The organism is Limosilactobacillus viscerum, assembly GCF_947387525.1.
GTDB lineage: Bacteria > Bacillota > Bacilli > Lactobacillales > Lactobacillaceae > Limosilactobacillus > Limosilactobacillus viscerum.
Map to the genome: position 1 here is coordinate 18,847 of NZ_CANDNW010000009.1, position 21,329 is coordinate 40,175.

At 47.2% G+C, this 21,329-nt stretch carries 21 protein-coding genes; 12 read left to right on the forward strand and 9 right to left on the reverse strand.

The window, feature by feature from the left end; all coding sequences use genetic code 11:
• Positions 1 to 19: 19 nt before the first annotated feature.
• The 3 genes from QOS07_RS04055 to QOS07_RS04065 form a co-directional block, all read right to left on the reverse strand.
• Positions 20 to 730: a DnaD domain-containing protein gene (locus tag QOS07_RS04055; RefSeq protein ID WP_283587730.1), complete on the reverse strand. Its 711-nt coding sequence runs from the start codon at positions 728 to 730 to the stop codon at positions 20 to 22.
• Between the two features lie 55 nt (positions 731 to 785).
• Positions 786 to 1,304: a cell wall elongation regulator TseB-like domain-containing protein gene (locus tag QOS07_RS04060; protein WP_283587731.1), complete on the reverse strand. Its 519-nt coding sequence runs from the start codon at positions 1,302 to 1,304 to the stop codon at positions 786 to 788.
• A gap of 67 nt (positions 1,305 to 1,371) precedes the next feature.
• On the reverse strand, positions 1,372 to 4,221 hold the full coding sequence (locus tag QOS07_RS04065; protein ID WP_283587732.1) for a helicase C-terminal domain-containing protein: 2,850 nt from the start codon (positions 4,219 to 4,221) through the stop codon (positions 1,372 to 1,374).
• Positions 4,222 to 4,404: 183 nt separating this feature from the next.
• Here QOS07_RS04065 and mvk point away from each other — a divergent pair, with 183 nt between their 5' ends.
• From mvk to fni, 4 genes are all read left to right on the forward strand, one after another.
• Positions 4,405 to 5,355, forward strand: a complete 951-nt coding sequence (gene mvk / locus QOS07_RS04070; RefSeq protein WP_283587733.1) for a mevalonate kinase — start codon at positions 4,405 to 4,407, stop codon at positions 5,353 to 5,355.
• Positions 5,355 to 6,326, forward strand: coding sequence for a diphosphomevalonate decarboxylase (gene mvaD / locus QOS07_RS04075; protein WP_283587734.1), 972 nt, complete (start codon positions 5,355 to 5,357; stop codon positions 6,324 to 6,326). The genes mvk and mvaD overlap by 1 nt, the downstream gene beginning before the upstream one ends.
• Before the next feature lie 25 nt (positions 6,327 to 6,351).
• Positions 6,352 to 7,464 carry a phosphomevalonate kinase gene (locus tag QOS07_RS04080; protein ID WP_283587757.1) on the forward strand — a complete coding sequence of 371 codons (1,113 nt, stop codon included), beginning with the start codon at positions 6,352 to 6,354 and terminating at the stop codon, positions 7,462 to 7,464.
• Between the two features lie 206 nt (positions 7,465 to 7,670).
• Positions 7,671 to 8,714: a type 2 isopentenyl-diphosphate Delta-isomerase gene (gene fni, locus QOS07_RS04085; protein ID WP_283587758.1), complete on the forward strand. Its 1,044-nt coding sequence runs from the start codon at positions 7,671 to 7,673 to the stop codon at positions 8,712 to 8,714.
• A 268-nt stretch (positions 8,715 to 8,982) separates the two neighbouring features.
• Here fni and QOS07_RS04090 read toward each other — a convergent pair whose 3' ends face one another.
• A complete protein-coding gene (locus QOS07_RS04090; RefSeq protein ID WP_283587759.1) occupies positions 8,983 to 9,849 on the reverse strand; it encodes an SPFH domain-containing protein in 867 nt (288 codons plus the stop codon).
• Positions 9,850 to 9,864: 15 nt separating this feature from the next.
• A complete protein-coding gene (locus tag QOS07_RS04095; RefSeq protein ID WP_283587735.1) occupies positions 9,865 to 11,235 on the reverse strand; it encodes an RsmB/NOP family class I SAM-dependent RNA methyltransferase in 1,371 nt (456 codons plus the stop codon).
• 137 nt (positions 11,236 to 11,372) lie between these two features.
• On the opposite strand from QOS07_RS04095, the gene QOS07_RS04100 reads away from it, so the two are divergent.
• The gene (locus tag QOS07_RS04100) at positions 11,373 to 12,185 is read left to right on the forward strand and encodes a Cof-type HAD-IIB family hydrolase (protein WP_283587736.1); all 813 of its coding nucleotides are present in this window, start codon (positions 11,373 to 11,375) and stop codon (positions 12,183 to 12,185) included.
• Between the two features lie 85 nt (positions 12,186 to 12,270).
• Here QOS07_RS04100 and QOS07_RS04105 read toward each other — a convergent pair whose 3' ends face one another.
• A complete protein-coding gene (locus QOS07_RS04105) occupies positions 12,271 to 12,510 on the reverse strand; it encodes a hypothetical protein (protein WP_283587737.1) in 240 nt (79 codons plus the stop codon).
• 540 nt (positions 12,511 to 13,050) lie between these two features.
• Here QOS07_RS04105 and QOS07_RS04110 point away from each other — a divergent pair.
• The 5 genes from QOS07_RS04110 (at position 13,051) to QOS07_RS04130 (ending at position 18,572) form a co-directional block, all read left to right on the forward strand.
• Positions 13,051 to 13,710, forward strand: coding sequence for an amino acid ABC transporter permease (locus QOS07_RS04110; RefSeq protein ID WP_283587738.1), 660 nt, complete (start codon positions 13,051 to 13,053; stop codon positions 13,708 to 13,710).
• On the forward strand, positions 13,691 to 14,368 hold the full coding sequence (locus tag QOS07_RS04115) for an amino acid ABC transporter permease (protein ID WP_283587739.1): 678 nt from the start codon (positions 13,691 to 13,693) through the stop codon (positions 14,366 to 14,368). Before QOS07_RS04110 ends, QOS07_RS04115 begins: the two co-directional genes overlap by 20 nt.
• An 18-nt stretch (positions 14,369 to 14,386) precedes the next feature.
• Positions 14,387 to 15,127 (forward strand): amino acid ABC transporter ATP-binding protein, encoded by a 741-nt coding sequence (locus QOS07_RS04120; RefSeq protein ID WP_283587740.1) that lies wholly within the window; start codon positions 14,387 to 14,389, stop codon positions 15,125 to 15,127.
• A gap of 18 nt (positions 15,128 to 15,145) precedes the next feature.
• The gene (locus QOS07_RS04125; protein WP_283587741.1) at positions 15,146 to 16,006 is read left to right on the forward strand and encodes a transporter substrate-binding domain-containing protein; all 861 of its coding nucleotides are present in this window, start codon (positions 15,146 to 15,148) and stop codon (positions 16,004 to 16,006) included.
• Between the two features lie 373 nt (positions 16,007 to 16,379).
• On the forward strand, positions 16,380 to 18,572 hold the full coding sequence (locus QOS07_RS04130; protein WP_283587742.1) for a KxYKxGKxW signal peptide domain-containing protein: 2,193 nt from the start codon (positions 16,380 to 16,382) through the stop codon (positions 18,570 to 18,572).
• 108 nt (positions 18,573 to 18,680) lie between these two features.
• Here the strand turns inward: QOS07_RS04130 and QOS07_RS04135 are convergent, their stop codons facing one another.
• From QOS07_RS04135 to QOS07_RS04145, 3 genes are all read right to left on the reverse strand, one after another.
• Positions 18,681 to 18,950 carry a hypothetical protein gene (locus tag QOS07_RS04135; RefSeq protein ID WP_283587743.1) on the reverse strand — a complete coding sequence of 90 codons (270 nt, stop codon included), beginning with the start codon at positions 18,948 to 18,950 and terminating at the stop codon, positions 18,681 to 18,683.
• A 131-nt stretch (positions 18,951 to 19,081) separates the two neighbouring features.
• Positions 19,082 to 19,480, reverse strand: a complete 399-nt coding sequence (locus tag QOS07_RS04140; RefSeq protein WP_283587744.1) for a winged helix-turn-helix transcriptional regulator — start codon at positions 19,478 to 19,480, stop codon at positions 19,082 to 19,084.
• Positions 19,481 to 19,582: 102 nt separating this feature from the next.
• Positions 19,583 to 20,293, reverse strand: coding sequence for a hypothetical protein (locus tag QOS07_RS04145; RefSeq protein ID WP_283587745.1), 711 nt, complete (start codon positions 20,291 to 20,293; stop codon positions 19,583 to 19,585).
• Positions 20,294 to 20,509: 216 nt separating this feature from the next.
• On the opposite strand from QOS07_RS04145, the gene QOS07_RS04150 reads away from it, so the two are divergent.
• Together QOS07_RS04150 and QOS07_RS04155 are read left to right on the forward strand one after the other, a co-directional pair.
• Complete coding sequence (locus QOS07_RS04150; RefSeq protein WP_283587746.1) at positions 20,510 to 21,043, forward strand: sigma-70 family RNA polymerase sigma factor; 534 nt, start codon at positions 20,510 to 20,512, stop codon at positions 21,041 to 21,043.
• Between the two features lie 20 nt (positions 21,044 to 21,063).
• Positions 21,064 to 21,306 (forward strand): hypothetical protein, encoded by a 243-nt coding sequence (locus tag QOS07_RS04155; RefSeq protein WP_283587747.1) that lies wholly within the window; start codon positions 21,064 to 21,066, stop codon positions 21,304 to 21,306.
• The last annotated feature ends 23 nt before the right edge of the window (positions 21,307 to 21,329 follow it).

Genomic DNA, 21,329 nt, shown 5'->3' on the forward strand with positions numbered 1-21,329 from the left:
CATTCCTTTCTCTTCACTCTCATTCCCCAAGCTTATAAATCGGGATCTTGGGTCCACGTAGCTTTTTCGAGCCAGGCTGCGAGTTAGCCTGGTTGCTACTCCGTCTTTCTTCAAATTGACGTTCGTGCTCCTCAATATCGTGCTTTGACCGCAATCCCTGGTGGTCCCAGCTCTGGAGAATCCGTTCCATGTAATTGAGGTTTAGCGCACTATTCAGTACCGCCTGGCGAAGTGCTAGCTTAATCATTTCCGCACTATAGTTATCCTTGTCCAGCCAGTCATTGACGATCTGCATTTCCATCGACGATAGCGGCCGCCCAAACTCGGCCTCCAGCTGGTTAAAGGTCTGCATCCGCTCATTAGCAGCGGTGCTTGCCGTTGCCGCCGTTGCCTGCTGCTCACCATAGAGTGCGATCCGGTTGACCAGCGGGCTGAAGTCATAAAATGCGTCTTCCTTGCCGTCAGCCTGCCGTTTCATTTTTTGCTCCACCAGACCGTTGGTAATCATCTGGTGGAGCTGGTCAAACACCTGAACTTCCGATGTCCCCAGGTTTTTAGCTACCTGGCGAATATCCGGATTAGCAACGCCCCGGTCTTGGTAAGACTTGAACTCCAAGTACATCACTAGCTGAGAAGTCGTTAAACCCACCTCTTTATAGTGGTGCAGCAAGATGTTGCTAACCAGGGTTTCGCCAGCTGCTAAGTAACGTTGCAAAGCGTTATCAGCCATCTCAATCCCTCCCTTGTATAATAAAGAGACTGGAATAGTTCCAGCCCATTAAAGATCACAAGTTATTAATTTCTTGAACATACTTTCCGGTCTTAAAGTTGATCAGGTCATAGCAAAGCTGTCCCTTCTTGTTGCGGTAAGTAACCTCCCACACGGTCTTATCGTTAAAGACGCCCGGTGCGACCTTCATAATCTCAGCGGGATGACGGTTTTGCTGCGTCATCTTGCGAACCTGTTGCGCGGTTAAACCGCTATTTTGCTTAACCACCCGGATATTTCCACCCTTCTGGGGAACAATTACCAGGATTGGTTGCCCTTGCTGGTTTTTACCGCTAACGGTATAGAAGGTGCTTTCCCGGTTAAAAATATAGAAGCGGTCTGGATCCTGCAGGTGCGCGTACTTTTCCGCCATTTGGGTTGCCTGACGCTTAGCAGCGTGCCGTGGTTGGTTGCTGACCGCGTAAGTAATCCAGCCGACCAGCAGGACTAGCAGAATTACCAAGAGGATGTTCCGGAGCCGTTTAATTGCCGACCCCCGGCTTTGTGCCTGTTGAACTTCACGTCGACTTTGCATTCTTTAATTACCTTCCTCATTCATGTCAATCTTTTAGATTATACCAAAAAAGAAGATTTCCCGTCCATTAATAGCCGTTTTTTATAAAATTGTTAGCAACTTTGACCGCCTCACCTGTCGGTAGCACATCAACCGGGTAGTCCTTCTCGAGACTCTTCATCATTGTTTGCCCATAACGGCGGGAAAACAACCGGGGGTCAAGGATAACTGCAACCCCAGTGTCCTCTTCACTCCTGATTAGCCGTCCTAACCCTTGACGGAGGCGCATCGTTGCTTTCGGCAATTCTGACTGGTAGAAGGGATTCTTCCCTTGCCGCTTCAGCAGGTTATTGTGGGCCCGGTTCATGATTTCATCCGGTGAGTCAAACGGCAAGCGGGTAACGATTAACAGCTCCAACGCGGTCTGCGGTAAGTCAACCCCCTCCCAGAAACTAGTTGCACCAAGCAGGATTGAATTTTGCCCCGTCGAAAATTGCTTTAGGATCTTTTCACGATTTCCGGTAATCCCCTGGGCAAGAATATCCCGTTGGTCAAAGAGGTCCGTTTCGCGAAGCTGGCTATATACTTGCTCAATCATCACTAAGGAGTTAAAGAGGATCATCGTCTGGCAATCGGTCTTCTTTGTCAGCCGGTAGATGGTCTGTGCCAGGTAGTTAATGTACTCTGCGTTTCCCTTATTACCTGGCATCGGTGCATCCTTAGCAATTAATACTTTTGCATGGTGCTCGTAATCAAATGGTGAGGCAAACCGCTTCGTTAGCGTCCCCCGCCGGTCCAAGTCAAGTTGGTGGTAAAGGTACATCGACCGGGTCGACGTAAATAGGGTGGCCCCAACAAAGAGCGGCTGGGCAAAGTACGGGTAGACACTTTCCGTCAAGAAGTGGTTAGCAGAAAGCAAGCCACCGCTGAGCACGATTGAACTGTGTTCGGTTGACTGGCGGATCGTCAGCCAAAAAGCCGCTTCCTCGCCATGTTCCCGCAAGGTTTCATTAAAGGTGTTCAGCGTCTGATCCGCATCAACTAACTTCGCTAGCTGGCTCTGAAACTGGCTCATCAGGTAACGGTCACTGATCAGCCACCGTCCTGCCTGCTGGGTAAAGATGTGCTGGAGGGCGGAATAATGAAGCTGGACACTCCCGAGTGCTTGCTCCAATTCCATCATCACCGGCCCGCCAACATCCAGTAGGTCGTGGAGCTGGTCATTTTCTAGTGGCTGCTCAATCAGTTCGTTTTCAGTATTGCCGGTAACCTGGTTAACAAACTGCCGGTAAAGGGCCTGCTGAAACTGGTTAACCGCTGCTTCAACGTGCGTAAGGTCTTCACGGAGGAGCTCAACGTTATAGCCGCCAAGCGCGTGGTCATCAAACACGTTAACGAGGTTGCGGTCACTACCGTTATTAACGAGGCTGGCTAAAATATGAACAGCAGTCCGAATTTGTTGGAAATTAAACTGGCGCCGGGATTGGCGCAGGATGCTGGCGCTTAAGTGCTGCGCCTCATCGACCACCAAGTAAGGTCGCCGCGTGCCATCCCCTAATTCATCGGCATGGGCTACCAGGTAAGAATGGTTGGTAATAACAATATCCGCCTGGTCAAGCCGCTGGTTCCGGCGAACAAGGAAGTCATCCTTATAAAATTCGCTGTCCGGGTTCAGGGTCCGCACACCACGGTGCCGAATTTCTGTAAAGTAAGGCGAACGGGTCGACGTTAGGTTCAACTCGTCAAGGTCACCGCTCGTCGTCTGGAGAAGCCAAACGAGGATCTTGGCCTTCAGTAATTGAACCAGCTTGGAGTCCTCAATAATACTAAGGGAGTGAACGAACCTCCCGAGGTCAAGGTAGTGCTGGTTGCCCTTCACCACCACACTGTTGAGGGTAAACGGCAGTACCTGGTTTAGCTGCCTAACTGCCTGGCTTGCTATTTGCTCCTGCAACAGGTTAGTTGCGGTACTTACCACAATTTTTTTATCCGGGTGGGCCGCATAGGCTAGTGGTAGCAAGTAGCCTAAAGTTTTCCCCGACCCGGTTCCGGCTTCAACCACCATGTTCTTCGGCTCGTCATGGGTGTAGTTGTTGTAGATACTATTCATCATCTTTGACTGGACCGGACGGAAGTCTAAGTGATCACCGTAAAGCTTTAACTTGGCCCGCTTAGTGGATGGGTAGCGGACCTTTGAGCCGGTCTTTGTGACTGATAATGGCCGCAGCTTATGCAAGACTACCCCATGGCTTACGTACAGCTCTTCAATTAGCGGCAATGGGTGGTCCACCCGCCGCTTCAGCTCTTCGGCAAAAACAGCTGCCGTCTGCTGAGGCAGGTCAAGCTTCATCTGTACTAACTGGTCGAGCGTAACTGTCGGTAGCTTCTTTACCTTATTAAGGAGATCAAGAAGGAGGTGGGCAGTTGCCTCCGCGTCTGAAACTGCACTGTGCGGGTGGTCGTGTTCGATCCGCAGGCTACTGGTCAAGTCGCGGAGGCGGAAGCTCTTGGCAGTCGGCAGTAAGATCTGGCTGAGGGTTACCGTATCAATTGCCTGGATGGGTAATGGTGGATACCCGGCCCGCTCTAACTCTGAATTTAAAAACGGGAAGTCGAAGTTGACATTGTGGGCAACAAAAATGGTCCCGGTCAACAGGCTGTAGACGGTCCCCGCGACATCCTCAAAGAGGGGCGCTTTTTTTACATCCTGGTCCCGAATCCCGGTCAATTGAACCACCGACCGCGGAATTCGTTCACGCGGGTTTACCTTAGTTTCGAAATGGTTAATAATCTCACCATCCTGGACTAGCACACAGCCAATCTGGATGATCCGGTCACCATGATTAATGCTCGTCCCCGTCGTTTCAAGGTCGACGACTGAATAAATTGGGGCGGTCTTATCACGCTTATTTGACCGTTTATCTCTCTTTTTATTCAAATTATCACCGAATTTCTCCTATATTAATCGTTAACCATATCATACACCATTCGCCCAGCCTTGTCCGCGTTCACCTTTCCCTAAATATTTAGATTTGGTAACAAGTTAAGTACTGCCCTTTTACATTTGCTGAAAGTAAGTTATTATGAAGTTTGAAATTTTTATCTGAGAAAGTAGGTTACGATGGTGAAACAACAGGGGATTGGAACGAGCCATGCAAAAATTATTTTAATGGGGGAGCACAGTGTCGTCTATGGACAACCAGCAATCGCCCTCCCACTTCCCAACGTTAAACTAACGGTTACCATCGACCAGCAGACTGATAAGCAACAACTGATTAACAGCCGTTACTTCAATGGTCCATTAGCTGACCTTCCGGAAAACATGCGGGGGATTCAAAAGTTAATTACAGCGTTGGTTACTAAATTTAATGGCCACGATGATGGCTGGCAGTTAACAATTGCCAGCGAATTACCGGCAGAGCGAGGAATGGGCTCCTCCGCAGCGACCGCAATTGCGATTGTCCGCGCTTTTTTTGATTACTATGAAAAAGGCCTTGACCGGGACGAATTGCTTAAGTTAGCCGATATTGAAGAAGAAGTTACCCACCGGAGCCCATCCGGCCTGGATGCGGCAACCACTTCATCTGACAAGCCACTTTACTACATTAAGGGGCAAGAAGGCCAACCGATTGAAATGAACCTATCGGCCACCATGGTGATTGCCGATACCGGGGTCAAGGGAGCAACCAAAGAGGCAATTGCTAATGTTCAGCAACTGTTAGCCGACAACCCAGCTGCCGCTAATGAGCATATCAACCACCTTGGCACACTGGTAGAGGAAACGAAGAGCTTCCTAAAGAACAACGAAGTAAATAAACTGGGGACCGCACTAAATGCTGCCCAAGTTGACTTAGCAACGTTAAACGTCAGCGATGATAGCCTGGACAAGTTGATCAAGGTCGCCAACCAGAATGGTGCTCGCGGTGCCAAGCTGACTGGTGGTGGCCGTGGTGGTTGCATGTTTGCGATTATGCAGACGGCACTGGGTGCCCGCCGCTTAGCTAGCGTACTGAAGGAAAATGGCGCTAAGCAGACCTGGATTCAACCACTAGATGCACAGGGGGCAATTTAATGGCAACAGCAAAAGCACACACAAACATTGCGCTTGTCAAATACTGGGGTAAAAAGGACCAGGATATGATCATCCCCCAAACCGATAGTCTGTCGCTGACACTGGACGAATTTTACACGACAACGAAGGTTACCTTTGATGACCAGCTGTCTTCAGACCAGGTCTCGATTAACAGCAACTTGCTCGGTGATCAGGCTAGTCAAAAGGTCCGCAATTTCCTTGACCTTGTCCGGAAGATGAGTGGCACGACTGCCTTTGCGCGGGTGGAGTCACAAAACCATGTTCCAACCGCTGCGGGATTGGCCTCATCAGCTTCAGCCTTTGCAGCATTGGCTGGTGCAGCTAGCAGGGCTGCTGGACTTAACCTAGACCGTCGTGACTTATCGCGTCTGGCCCGCCGCGGTTCTGGCTCTGCCACCCGGTCTATTTATGGTGGACTGGTCGAATGGCAACGAGGTCATGACGATGCCACTTCGTATGCTAAGCCAATTATGGAGGAAGTCGACTTTGGACTCGAAATGCTGGCAATTATGGTCGATACGACTGCTAAAAAGATTTCGAGTCGTTTTGGGATGCAGCAAAGTGTCGCTAGCTCCCCCTACTACAAGGTATGGCCAGAAATTGTTGCCCATGACATGGCAGCAATTAAAGAGGCGATCGCGGCGCGGAACATCGATGCAATCGGTGAAATTGCCGAGACTAACGCCCTGCGGATGCACGCTTTAACGCTCTCTGCTGAACCAGGCTTCACCTACTTTGACAGTGACACGCTGAAGGCGATGCGCGCCGTTCGTGCCCTCCGTGATAATGGCATCCACTGTTACTTTACGATGGATGCCGGGCCAAACGTAAAAGTAATTTATGACCGGCAAGACCGCCAGTCAATTTTTAAGGCCCTGGCAACCGAATTTGGCGCAGACCGCTTGGTTGTGTCAAAGCCCGGACCAGGAATTAAAATTTGGAATGACTAATTTAGATGAGAAGGGAAAACAGCAATTGATTACTGAAAAAGCACCAGGAAAACTCTATATTGCAGGTGAATACGCGGTCGTTGAGAATGGCTACCCAGCAATTCTCGTTGCGCTCGACCAGTTTGTTACCTGTTCAATTAAGGAATCAGCCCGCGAAATGGGGCAGATCTTTAGCCGCCAATATCATAATGACCAGCTCTTGTGGCGCCGGATGGGCGACCAGATGGTAGTTGACAAACGAGACAACCCATTTTCATACATTCTTTCGGCAATCCAAGTAACCGAAGAATATGCCCGGAGCTTCGAACGTGAACTGCGGATCTACGACCTCCAAATTGACAGTCAGCTTGATAGCAAGAATGGCCGGAAGTATGGGCTTGGCTCGTCAGCTGCGGTAACGGTTGCGACAGTCAAAGCACTGTGCCGTTTTTACAACCTCCCCGTTACCAAGGATGAGATCTTTAAGCTGGCTGCCATTGCCCACTTCGAGGTCCAGGGGAATGGTTCCCTCGGCGACGTTGCAGCTTCAGTCTACGGTGGTTGGATTTCCTACCACTCCTTTGACCGGCAGTGGCTGGCCCAACAGCGGAAGTACCTTGACATTAAATCCTTAATCGACCTCCCCTGGCCAGATTTAAAGATCGAATCATTGCACGCACCGAAGAACTTAGAGCTGCTAATTGGCTGGACGGGCAAGCCTGCTTCAACCTCCCAGTTAGTTGATAAGATTTCCCTTTTTAAGGCCCGCCGTCAAGATGAATACCACCACTTCTTGGATGAAAGCAAGGCCTGTATTCAGCGGATGGTTGATGGTTTCCACCGCCAAGATCTGGAAAGTATTAAACGGGAGATTCGGTATAACCGTGACTTGTTAAAGCAGCTGGGGAACAATTCCGGTGTTGATATTGAAACACCGGTACTCCATAAGCTATGCCAGATTGCAGAAAAATTTGGTGGTGCTGCTAAAACATCCGGTGCTGGTGGTGGTGATTGCGGTATTGTCGCAATTGACCGAAGCGCTGACTTCAAGAGCGTTCTCAAGTCATGGACCAGCAACCACATCGAACAACTGCCACTAAACGTCCACTTCATTGCTGATGTCAAACAACGTGTTCAAGAACACCTGCCACTTAAATAACACAACATGTGGGAAATGACGTCGGTCTTACTATATGGAACAAAACAACTGGAGACCACAGTCCGGCAAAGCTGAACTCTGGGCCCCTATTTGTGCTAAGGAGCTTGCAGAGACTGTTTTTTCACTCTCTGCTCCTACATTTATCCTCGAATATTTCGCATTAAACACGGTAAAGGGCGGTTTTAGAATGTCCCAGTTTGGAGAAAATTATGGAATCACGACAAGCACACCGAAAAAATGAACACCTTTCACTGGCAACTAAGTACTACCAGCAAGCACACGCCGGTCATCCTTTTGACCAGGTGCGGTTAATTCATACTGCACTGCCCGAAGAAGCGGTAGACGAAGTTGATATCTCAACTGAGCTTGCACCAGGGCTTAAGATCCCGGTCCCCTTCTATATTGAAGCAATGACGGGCGGCAGCAAACAAGCAATGAAGGTCAACCGCCAGCTTGCCCGACTGGCTGCTAAGTATCAGCTTCCGATGGCGAGTGGTTCGGTCAGCGTGGCGCTCAACGAGCCTGCCTGCCGCGACTCCTTCCGGGTGATTAGGGAGGAAAATCCAACTGGTATCGTGCTTGCCAACATTAGCGCTAGTGCCAGCGAAGAAGAAGCAAGAGCGGCAATTGAATTGCTTAATGCCGATGCACTGGAACTACACCTGAACGCTGCACAGGAACTGATAATGCCCGAGGGCGACCGCAGTTTCCACTGGCTCGATAACATCCAGCACCTTGTTCAAGTCCTTGATGTGCCAGTCATCGTTAAAGAAGTTGGCTTTGGAATGAATAAAACGGATGTTTCGCGCCTTGCCAACGCTGGTGTTACTAGCATCAACGTTTCTGGTCGTGGAGGAACCAATTTCGCTATGATTGAGAACAGGCGAAACAACCAGCAGGATTTTGCGGAAATTGCTAACTGGGGGCAGACAACCCCGGAGGCACTGCTTGAAGCACACGTGGCTAAATCTGATGCCCATATTATTGCCTCAGGCGGGATCACTTCACCGTTAGACGTGGTAAAGGCTGGTGTACTCGGAGCATCAGCGGTCGGCGTCGCTGGTTACTTCTTAAATATCCTCATCAAAGAAGGTCCTGACGCCTTAGATAAGGTGCTTGTGGACTGGTTGGGGTCAATTCCCCGGATCATCACCCTTCTTGGCGTAGAGAGCTTCTCAGGTCTTCAGTGGGCCGAATACGTTCTTAGCCCGGACCTACAGAATTACGCCAAGCAGCGGCGCTTACTATAATAAAATAGTTGTAAACAAGTAGTTACTAATAACATTTTACGGACACTCTTTTTAGTACAAAGTTCTGCAGATTTCAGTGAGTGCCCCCGTAAAAAGATTGAATTACTACTGAAATAAGCATAGCAAGTGTATATTAATGATAAATAAAGGCTTTATAGCCCAACAAGAATTGTGAAGTGCCTCATAATTGTTAGACAAAATTCTAACAATTATGAGGCACTTCACTTTGAAGCATTACAAGAGATTTAAATTTTGTTTGCCGCGTACCTTACTGTTGGGTGCCCGTATTAATAACGGGCTGGGTGCCACGTTCACTAATAATGGCAACCATAATGTTGTTGATGATCTGTAGCCGCTGCTCATCAGTCAAGTTTAAGTCAGCTTCCTTTGCCAGTCGGTCAATTGCATCTTCCGTAATTGAGACCGCCCCTTCGACAATAATCTTCCGGGCTGAAAGAATTGCCGATGACTGTTGTTTTTGCAGCATGGCACTCGCAATTTCAGTTGCGTATGCCAGGTGCGTTAACCGGGTTTCAATGATCTTTACCCCGGCAACGTTCAACCGTTCTTGGAGTTCTGCCGTTAACCGGTCCGAAACCTCCGTTGGGTTGCTCCGCAGCGTTAGTGCGTCCCCATTTTCAAAAGTGTCATATGGGTATTCACTAGCCACGTGCCGGATAGCCGACTCACTTTGGATCTGAACAAATTGCTCGTAGTCATCAACTGAAAAAAGGGCCTTTGAGGTATCGACCACTTTATACACGATCACGGCCGCAATTTCCACCGGGTTCCCCTTGGAATCATTAACCTTCAAGATTTGACTATTGAAGTTGCAGACCCGCAGTGATACCCGTTGCTTCTCGGTAAATGGGACGGTCATGAACAAGCCAGCATCCCTGATTGTCCCAATATAATTACCAAAGAAGGTCAGTACCTTCGCCTCATTTGGCTGAATAATTGTCAGGGTCGTGCAAAAGATGATCACCACCAGCAAGATAATTCCACCGAGGACAATCATCCCCATGCTAGAATTGCGCGAGCCGGTCCAAACTAGCCATGCACCAAGCAAGGCACCGATGATGGTTAGTAATAAGCCCAGGTAACCATTAACGTGAAAAGCATTCTTTTCTTTCATCATTTATCTTCCTTTCTAAAAGCGAAGTCCTTTCGGGTAAAAGTTCTTAATCGTCCCGTTGACTAGCTTGCCAAAGCCGCAGGTTAAGCCACGACAAGTTAGGAGGTACCAGCCATTCTTCTGGTCACTCTCCTTGTTAACCACGTCGCCGTGAACGTACTTACGCCACTCATCAGCCGTTAACTCAATTTCACGCTCGGTCTCCCCCGGCCGCATCGTCAGGGCCAGAGCCAAGGCAGGTTCAAACCGCCGCTTTTTAAACGTTCCCAGGTGGAGTCCCGGCCGCAAAACAGTTAAGCCATCAACCGAATTGATCCCCGCTGGCAGGTCGTAAAGCTGGTCACCATAGGTCAACAGGTGGTGGGCACGGTACTCAGGCATAAACCACTGGCAGAAGTCACCAAATAATGTCTGCTCTTTCTTCGTCAACCGCGGCTTATTACCGCCCTTTCGCTTCTTGTACTTTTTCTTTGGCCGGGCAATGACTTCATCGCCGCTATCCGCTTTCTTGAACTTAGCAATAAAGTGCCCTTCACCATTGATGTGGTGAGGGAATAGGCGGACCGCTTTGGTTAGTTCCGGATTGCCGTCTGCCCATTCTGGGCGTCCATCATCCATCCCATCGTATTTATTTACTTCCACCATCGACAGCTCTGGGTATTCTTGCAACAACCAAGCCGCGTTTTGCTCATCTTCCTCCGGTGCAAAGGTACAGGTAGAGTAAACAAGTACCCCGCCAGGCTTCAACATTTTAAGTGCGGACGCCAAAATTTTCTTCTGGCGGTTAGCACATTCCGCTGGGTAGTCAGGGTTCCAATACTCAATCCCGGCTGGTTCTTTTCGGAACATTCCCTCACCAGAACAAGGGGCATCAACCAAGATTCGGTCAAAAAACAGGGGGAACTGCTTTTCCAAGTTGGCTGGGCTCTCATTAGTTACTACGGTCGACCGGGTTCCCCACCGTTCGAGGTTTTCCGCTAGGACCAGTGCCCGCTTACGAAAGATTTCGTTTGCTACTAGCAAGCCCTGGTCGCCCATTTTGGCAACTAGGTGGGTCGTCTTACCACCTGGCGCCGCGCATAGGTCCAGCACCCGTTCACCCGGTTGGGGATCAACTACTTCACCCACATACATGGCAGAAGGTTCCTGGCTATAAATCGCGCCGGCAACGTGGTCCAAGGACTTACCATTAACTGGTCCACGGTAACCGGTTGGCACGTATTCGACTTTCCCCGTAACAGTGGCAATGGTTTCTTCCGGCTTTGCCTTCAGCGGGTTGACCCGGAAGCCGCCCTGGCTATCCTCATCAAATGAAGCCAAAAACGCGGCTGCTTCCGGGCCCATTAATCGTTGGTATTTACTTATAAATTCACTAGGTAGGTTCATCTTTCACTCCTCATTTCTCATCCATTGTACCGTACTTTGCATTCCAACAAAACAAATGCAGCTACTAATCTGTTCACTTTCGGTAGAAATTCACGTATAATAACTTGATAACGTATTTGTGCGAAGGAGTGAACATAGTGGATCAACACTTAATTGCGCTGGACCTCGATGGAACCACGTTGAACAACCAGTCTGCGTTAACGGCAGAAACAATTCAGACGCTGCGAGCAGCAGCCGATGAGGGGCATATTGTCAGCATCATCACTGGGCGCCCCTACCGAATTGCCCAGCATATCTATGATCAGATTGGTATCAAGACCCCCATGGTTAATTTTAACGGGGCTCTTACCCACATCCCCCACGAACACTGGGATAAGGAATATGAAATTGAGCTAACCCGGGAGTTAGCGCTCGACTTGCTTGACCACCAACAAGAATTGGGGATTAAGACAATCACGGTCGAGGACAAGTTCCATGTGTGGGCAAACCACCCAACCAAGGACCTGCCGGAATTTTTGCCGGACCACCTTACCCAAGACCAGCTGCTAAATCACCGGAACCTAACAGAAGACCCGATTGCGTTGACAATTGAGTACCATGCGGGTGAAGAGCAAAAGATCATCAAGGCGGTTAACGAAAAATACGGTGACTTTGTTGAACCGCGGGTATGGGGTGGCTCCTATAACATCCTGGAACTAATCCACCGTGGTACCCACAAGGAATCCGGAATGTTCTACATTGCTAAGCAGTATAACATCAGCAAGCAAAACATTATTGCTTTTGGTGATGAACACAACGACCTCGAAATGCTTGATGCCGCTGGTCGTGGTGTGGCCATGAAGAATGCCATCCCGGCTATCAAGGCGGTTGCGGATGACGTTACCAGTATCGATAATGACCATAATGGCTTGGCAAAGTACTTGCAAGATTACTTTAAATTAGCTGTTTAAACGAATCGAGACTAGGAAGAAATTCCTCTTCCTAGTCTCGTTTCTTTTATTAGGTATGTTCAAATGATAGTCGATCTCGTTATTCCTACATCAGCTTAATTGCGTAAGCCACTACTAGGATAATGAAGAGGATTGAAACAATAAGGACAAAACTCCGGTGTTCTTGAGCAAACCGGCCGTTCGCTAAATAAAAAAGGCAGCCTGCACAGGCAATGATTAACCCTAAAATAATCATTGCAATTTTCCCCTGGCCTGACTGAGTAAAAGCTACCGCAATCAGAACTAATCCTACCAGCGCTAAGGCAAGTGACATTTTTGCACGCATGTTTAAGTACGACTCCTTTATAAGCTAAAAGCAAATATTATTAATTATTATTGGAACTATTGATACTTTATTTAAAAATTTTGTTATAATGATGGCGAAGGCGATTTTGCAATCACCTTCGCCAACATACTTCTACAAGGGGAACTATGGCACGTGTGTCATGGTTCCCTTATGTATTTTACCATTCTTTTATTGAAGTGAAAGAGAGAATTTAGCCGCGCCCTAACAGCTAACTGAGAAAAAGTTAGTAAAAAACTATTGACAATTAGTAAGGACGCCGCTATGATATAAACAATCAATTTAGGAAAGGAGTACGAAGCAATGCTGAACTTTGTCATGTCAAGTCAACAATGTTGTCCATGTTGCGCCATGTGTAACATGCTTTTTGACATGCCATTGATTCAGTAATTCGTACTTACTAGTCGAAATAACACCCGTGGTAGATTCCCGGAGTGGATAACTAGGCCTACGATTCTGGAGATGGATCGTAGGCCTTTTTATATTTTTCGGCACAACTAAAACAGAATGGAGGAATAATTGATGAGTTGGACAGTAATCCAGCAAAGCCTGCCAAATTTTGTGGCTGGCTTCCGCTTAACACTGTGGCTTTCCTTGATTGGGATTATCGGTGCTATCATCGTTGGGATCATTGCCAGCCTAGTCCAGTACTTTAAAGTACCGGTATTAAGTCGAATCTTTGATATCTACGTCGAAGTTGCGAGAAACACCCCACTACTAATCCAGCTATTTTTCTTATACTATGCTTTTCCGGTAATTGGGTGGAAGATGCCAGCGGAGACGTGTGGGATCATTGGTTTAATCTTTCTCGGTGGTGCATACATGGCTGAAGGATTTACTGGTGGATTTAACGGCGTCAGCAAAACGCAGCTTGATGGTGGTCGTGCACTAGGCATGAGTAATCTCCAACTAGCGCGTTACGTTGTCTTCCCCCAGGGATTCGCATTGAGCATGCCGGCACTAGCCGCTAACATCATTTTCTTGATCAAGGAAACTTCAATCTTTTCAGTGATTGCCATCCCCGAATTAACCAATACTGCACTGGACTTAATTGGGATGTACTACCAATCAAACGAATACCTATTCGTCTTAGTTATTGCGTACGCAATCATCTTGATTCCATTGATTCTGATTTTGAACTGGCTTGAAAGGAGGGTTCGCTATGGCACATTCGGGGATTAACGTTCTATTTGAAGGAACCAACTTTGCCCGGCTGATGGGCGGTTTATGGACAGCAATCTGGATCGCTGGAATTTCACTGGTGTTGGGGCTCGTTCTCGGAACCATTCTGGGAATGTTACGGACGCTGAAGAGTAAAATCATCCGCTTTATCTTAGTCCTGTACCTGGAATTCTTCCGGATTGTCCCAACGGTAGTCCTCCTTTTCCTGGCCTACTATATTCTTCCCCGGCAGTTTAATATTAACTGGCCGGCAACGTGGATGGCGGTTCTTGCCTTTACGCTCTGGGTATCAGCTGAATTTTCAGATATTGTCCGTGGTGCACTTGAATCTGTTCCTGAGCACCAGCGCGAATCTGGTCTGGCACTTGGTCTTAGTCAGTGGCAGCTCTTCCGTTACGTCCTCTTACCACAGGCGGTTCGGCTAGAATTACCAGCAACGATTAACCTCGCTACCCGGGTAATTAAAACTACGTCGCTTTTGTTGATGATCAGTATTATGGACGTAATCAACGTTGGTCAGCAAATTATTGAGGCCAACAACCAGACTTACCCCACTGGTGTTTTCTGGGTTTACGGATTGATCTTTATCCTGTACTTCATCATTGACTACCCACTATCAAAATGGGCTAAGCATCTTACCGCTAAGCAGCAATACTAAAGTAGGTGAAAAATTTTTATGGCAGAAGAAATACTTAAAGTTGAACACTTAAACAAGTTTTATGGTGACTGGCAAGCACTTCATGATATTAACTTCAGTATTAATAAGGGCGAAGTGGTAACTCTGCTTGGCCCTTCTGGTTCTGGTAAGAGTACCCTGATCCGGACACTTAATGGGCTAGAACCATTCCGTGACGGGAAGCTTTACTTCCACGGTAAAGAGATTGAACAAGACCAGAAGAACTGGCAAGAACTTCGGCAAAAGATCGGCATGGTTTTCCAGAGCTACGACCTCTTCCCTAACTTGACAGTGATGGACAACATCCTTCTTGCGCCGGTCAAAGTTCAAGGCCGGGACAAGGAAGAAGTTAAGAAGGAAGCCTTGGAACTGCTCGACCGGGTTGAGCTTCGCAATCACGCTGATTCTTACCCCCGTGAATTGTCTGGTGGGCAAAAGCAGCGGATTGCGATTGTCCGAGCGCTGGCCATGCATCCTGAACTGATGCTTTTTGACGAAGTAACTGCCTCGCTGGACCCCGAAATGGTTCGTGGTGTCTTACAAATCATCAAGGAGTTGTCTGACCGGGATCACATGACGATGATCATTGTGACTCACGAAATGAACTTCGCCGCTAAAATTGCTGACAGGGTTCTTTTCTTGGAGGGCGGTAAGATACTGGAAGAAACGCCAGGTAAACAGTTCTTTGAAAAGCCACAAACATCACGGGCAGCCGAGTTTCTTAATAGTATGGAATTTTAATTAAAGGAGATATTGATTATGAAGAAAATTAATTGGAAGAAAGTTATTACTGCTGGTGTCACCTTGGTTTCAGCAGCAGCCCTCTTTGTTGCTGCTAACGCCGTTAAGCCGACTCATGTTAATGCGGCAAGCAATGATGCAACCGTCTCAGCAATTAAGAAGCGTGGCCAATTACGGGTAGCTGTTTTCGGTGACCTTCCACCATATGGCTGGGTTAACAAAGATGGTAAGCGTGTTGGTTACGATGTTGAATTAGCACGGCGGATGGCAAAGGACCTGGGTGTTAAGCCAAAGTTCGTTCAGGTAAATGCCAACAACCGTGTTGATACATTGAACTCCAACAAGGCGGATATCGTATTGGCTAACTTCACGGTTACGCCGGAACGGAAGCAAGCGGTCTCCTTTGCTAAGCCATACATGAAGGTTTCTGTTGGGGTCGTTTCACCAAAGAACAAGGCCATCACAAAGGTTAGCCAATTGAAGGGCAAGAAGCTGATTGTAACGAAGGGAACAACGGCAGAAAACTACTTCACGAGCAAGCAAAAGGACGTTTCACTTTTAAAGTTTGACTCAAAGACGCAACAGTTTAACGCACTGAAGAACAACCGTGGTGCAGCATTGGCTGATGACAATTCATACCTGTACGCATGGGTAAAGCGGAATCCAAAGTACACTGTTGGGATCAAGAGTGTAGGCCCTCACCAATACATTGCCCCGGCGGTAAAGAAGGGTAACAGCTCACTGCTCAACTGGTCCAACAAGGAAATTACGAAGTTGAACAAGGAAGGCTTCTTCACACAAGACTACAACCACCAACTGAAGCCATACTTCGGTAGCGAAGTAAAGCCATCAGACATTGTGCTGAAGCAAGGAAAGTAATCAGGAAGTGCGAAGCGGCATTAAAGGAGATGTAAGACTAGCATGGCAAAATGGGTTAGCGCGGTACGCGGTAATTCATTTTGTCTGCTAGACATTAGCCCCTCCCTGCGCAGCACGTTATCATTAAAAAGTCGTTGGCATTATCCGCTAACGGCTTTTTTTACTGAACAGGTACTTCGGAACACCGCCCAAATAATTTCTACTTACAAAAAGTTAAGACTAAATAAAGAGAAACTAATTAACGAGCATCATTCACTTAAAAAACACAACAAGTAACGGCAAGCGAGTATATTTTCACTGTAATAATGAACAAAAGTTGTATAATAAGCTCGTACTTTGCGGGAATTCCGCTTAATGAAAGGGAGAAGGATTGATGAACATCAAACAACATAAAAAGATGTATAAAGCCGGCAAGCAATGGTTGGTTGCCTCATTAATGGCAATTGCTGCTGGTTTAGTCATGGGGACCACGGTTCACGCCGATACAACCACCGTTAACCAAGCTGCACAGCAAACGAGCACTGCACAAGTAATTCAGCAGCCACAAGCTACTGCAAATACAACTGCCAGACAGGCTGCGGCAATTAACACCGCAAGTTATGGTCATCTTGATAGCTACTCAGTGGCACCTTCCGATAGTTATGAAGACGCTCACCTGTTTGTTTCCGGGTGGAACGCTACTAATGCAAGTCAAACGGAACCATACCACTACTACCTTGTTTATGACAACACAACTAACAAAGAAATTAACCGGCAAAAGGCCACTTCTCCAGTTGTCAACCGTCCAGACGTTCAACGCGCATACCCGAATATAGCTAACAGCTCACGTTCTGGTTTTAGCGAAAAGTTATATATTCCATACTCGGTCGTAGCTAACGGTGATTCTGTTTCAGTCATCTCACGCTACTCCGATGACAGTGTCAATGGTGAAGGCAACCATACCGATTATTGGTTTGGCCCTCTCTACTTTGACCAGAGCAACCACGGTAGCCTAGATAGCGTTAAGGTAAATAACGGTCAGGTTACCGTTTCAGGATGGAACGCTACTAACAAGAATTTTGGCCGTTCAAACCACATCATTATCGCTTACGACGCAACTCAACACCGGGAAATTGCGCGGAAGAATGCAACGGTTGATCCACGTCCAGACGTTGCTAACGCCTACCCAACGATTACCGATGCTGTTGAATCTGGTTTTGATGCCACTTTTGACTTAGATCCCGCCTTCTTAACTGATGAAATTCAGTTTATCAGCCGGTGGTCAGCCTCTGCTGATGGCAACCAAGATTATGTCGACTACTGGTTTGCGCCACAACGCCTCTTTAATAATGAAGGCAACTATGGTCACTTAGATGCCTACCGCCTAGCCGATTCAAGTGCACCTGATGCTGCCCGCTTTGCTATTAGCGGGTGGCACGCTTCTAGTGCTAGCATGGTCGAAACACACCCATTTATCATTGTATTTGATCGGACTTTGAATAGGGAGATTGGTCGTTCACCAATTAACTTACCGGTAACCCGGAATGATGTTGCAAGGGTCTACCCTAACATCTACGGAAGTGATAAGTCTGGATTTGACCTTGGTGTTGAAATTCCTTACTCGTCAATCGGTCATCAAATCAGTGTAATTGCTCGGTACTCCGATGATGCTGTTAATGGTGAAGGCAACCACACTGATTACTGGTTTGCACCATTTACCTTCGATATGGGCAATTATGCCAGCTTAGATAGTGCTACTATCACCAACGGCCAGGTTAACGTCCAAGGATGGCATGCCACCAACCAAGCTGCGCAAGGCGGTATCCGCCGTTACCACACCATTATCGCTTACGATGCTACCCAAGGCCGCGAAATCGGTCGGCAAAGTGTTAACCTTGATGACATTTACCATGGCACCGTTCGGAGTGATGTTGCTAACGCCTACCCGCATGTTTTCAATGCAGACATTTCAGGCTTCAACGTCAACTTTAACCTTTCACCTGAATTTGCTCATGACCAGATTCAGTTTATCAGCCGGTGGAGCGCCACTGCGGATGCCAACGAAAACTTTGTTGACTACTGGTTTGCACCACGAACGTTTAACTACCAAGTTCCAAGTATCCAACCCCAGCAACCAGCTAACAGCTCGTCTGCTGATGGTGTTGGTGAAGGACATGGTCACCTTGACAAGTGGACTGTCTTTTCCAGTAATGGGCAATTAAAGCGGGCATCAATCAATCTTCAGGGCTGGCGAGTATCGCAATTTGCCAATAGCAAGCCTTACCATGACTTAATTCTTTGGGATAATACTACTAATAGTGAGTGGCGGAGTATTACCATTAGCAACCCAATGATGAACTTCGCTGGAATCCAGCGGCCAGACGTTGCGGCAATCTATGGCAACCAATATCCAGACGCAATTAATGCTGGCTTTAATGCTAGCATGATTCTTGGTGAAGGCTTCCCATGGGGCCATGACTTCTCAATCATCGTTTGCTATGCTAATGACGATAATGAATCTAACCCTAGCGATTTAACCTTCCACCTTGGTCAAATTAACAGTAACATGGTAGCCAGCCACTTTTAATTTAAAATAATACCGTGACATTAGAGCTTAAGTGAATGCCACAGTACACAAATGAAGGCCCAGAGCCCGGTCAAATAAGCCAGGCTCTGGGCCTTCATTTATATAGTTTCATTTAGCAAATGCAATTGCCATGATCCGTGCCTGGGCAGTTTCAAGTTCATCAGCCGTTAAGTTAATAAACTTGGTAACCAGCCGCGAATTTGCACCGATATCATCAACCAGGAAATCATGGATCGTCGTAATGGCCACCCCTGCATGACGAAGGTGCTGGATTGTCATCGTCACTGCCAGCTCCTCAACCTGGGCGGCTGATAACGAAGCCGGTGCGACTTCAACTACGCCTTGATAATAACCATTCATGAAAGTACGGTTCATCATACCGTCTCCTCTTCTCACCCATATTATAGTCGCTTAATCATTTTACCGTGGCAAACTACGCAGATTTAGTTTGCCTTTTTTGCATATTACAAAAAAGGGGCTAGGAAAACTCCCTAACTCCCTCGTTAATTTTATAGGTACTTCTTAACTGTATCAGTATACTTAACCAAGTCCTTGATACTAGCATCCATTTTTGGTTCAACAATTTGCATTGACTGACGGTCAGCATTGTCATCTTGCTGCTGGACGCCCCACACACTTGTTGAAATCATCAGGTGCCGGAGCTGTTCACCATCATCGGTTAATGAGTAACGCTGTTCACTATTCTTAACCGGGCCGACAACCCGCAAATTTTGTAGATCATGGATTTTACTTGCCAGTTGGTCTTCTGATAATTCAGGGATCAATTGGGCTAATTCAGCCATATCAAATGGCCGAAAACCGAGCCAGTAAATCAGCGTTGGCTGCCACTCATCCTGCAGAATCTTAGTAGCATACTTAAGCCCATTTTCATTTGTTGCTTCAGTCATAATACTTCCCCCACTTTTACAGCCTTAAAACTACTGACACAGTTTTATTATAACTTTTCTCACCCACTTATGACCACTATTTGACAACTTTCTTAGATTTTTCTAATTATTGATTATATCTGCAACCGAATTGCTAAAATCGTCATCTGGCTTCTGACCGTAGGAATTCTCAAATGCGGTTGCCAAAACATTGTGGATTACTGCCGACTGGATAGTGTCATTAAACCGCAGAGCATCGCGATGACACTGAAAAATATCACTTGAGCTTTTATCTTCACTCTTCACCCCCAGCCGCCACATCTCCTCCTCCAAATTTTTCAGCTGAAAGGCGCTGACTTTTTCTGCGGCTGCTAGAATGTGGACAAAGCTGCTAAAACAAGCATCGACTTGCAACTGGTAATAGCCGTCCTCAGTCTTAAAAATAATCAGTACTCGCTGTAAATCTTCAGAGTAATACTTGGCATCGAGAAAATGAGCATTGTAATAAACAACGTGGGGATTACTAGCTCCCTGGCTTGGCACCAGCCGGTAATTTCCCGCAATCAAGCCCTGTGTCCGGCATTGAACCTGCTGGTAATACGCATCCATTTCATAAGAACGGATGTGGTACAAGTCACAAAATTGTTTCAAACAATTTGATAGTGTACAACGCAGCAGCAATAAGTGTCCCTGAACGGTAAGAACAATCGTCCGTTCCTTATCCAAAGCAGTCATCGCTAAAAAATTATCAACACGTAGCTGAAACCCCTCAATTTCACCGTCCAGTTTCAGTGAAGAAATATCCCCAAAATCGTAAACATTATTAAAAATCACATGGCGCCTCCCAGCGCAAAAATTAAATTTGCAATTATTGACGTAAACAATGAAAGCGCTTAAGCAAATATTAAGATACCAATGTTAAACCCTTGCCGTCAACACCTTTTTACTGGCTTAAACGCTCTTTTTATCGTTCGCTTAGTTAGGAACTTTTCTTTAACATAGGCACCACTCAGGAGCTCTTGGGAATCTACCACTAAGGAAGTTCTCAAAATGGAAATGCAAAAAACTTCAGCAGCCTTCAAATCACTGTTGAGCGATAAGCGAATTGGAATAATTTATGGTGTACTAAAGCGACTCAACGTCCAGCCCTGGCAAAATGACTATGATGACCTCTTCCAAGAAGGTTGTCTGGCCTATGTCGATGCCTACCTCGCCTTCCCGGGTGACCGAGACAATTTCCCTGCCTATGCTTTTCAGCGCATTTACTGGCGACTGCTGGACCTCCTGCGCCGTCAATCATACCGAACTATGCTGAGCGAGTTTTCCCTTGACCAAGACGATAGCAATGAACAAGCACAACTGCCTGCACTTGCGCCAACTGGGATCGAAAGTGCCCTTAACAGTACTTATTTCACCCAGTTAGCCCAGCATTGTTCACTAAACCAACGGCGCTACCTCCATGCTAGCCTGGTTCTCAGGCTTTCTGACCACCAAATTGCGGAATATTTTGGTGTCAGCCCCAGCGCCGTTTACCAGTGGAAACGCGGGATAATTGAAAAGGCCCGCCGGCTAGATTACAATTAATAGGAATTTGAGGTGAAAAGATGAGTAAGCACCAAGTAAAAAGTGAAGACGGCTGGTTAAACATTCGCTACGATGGCGAAGATGCCGATGACGGCTGCAAGAATGAACTTAGTTTATACCGTCAGCCAGACCATAAACGATTACAGCTACTATTGAGTAACGTTGATTTCGACGGGCAAAGTCATGACAACACGTTTAGCTTCGACCGTCGCGATGCTCAGCAAATTGTCACTTTTCTGGAAAAGTGGCTAGAAGAAAATTAGGGAGTTGTGCCACAACCCGGTTA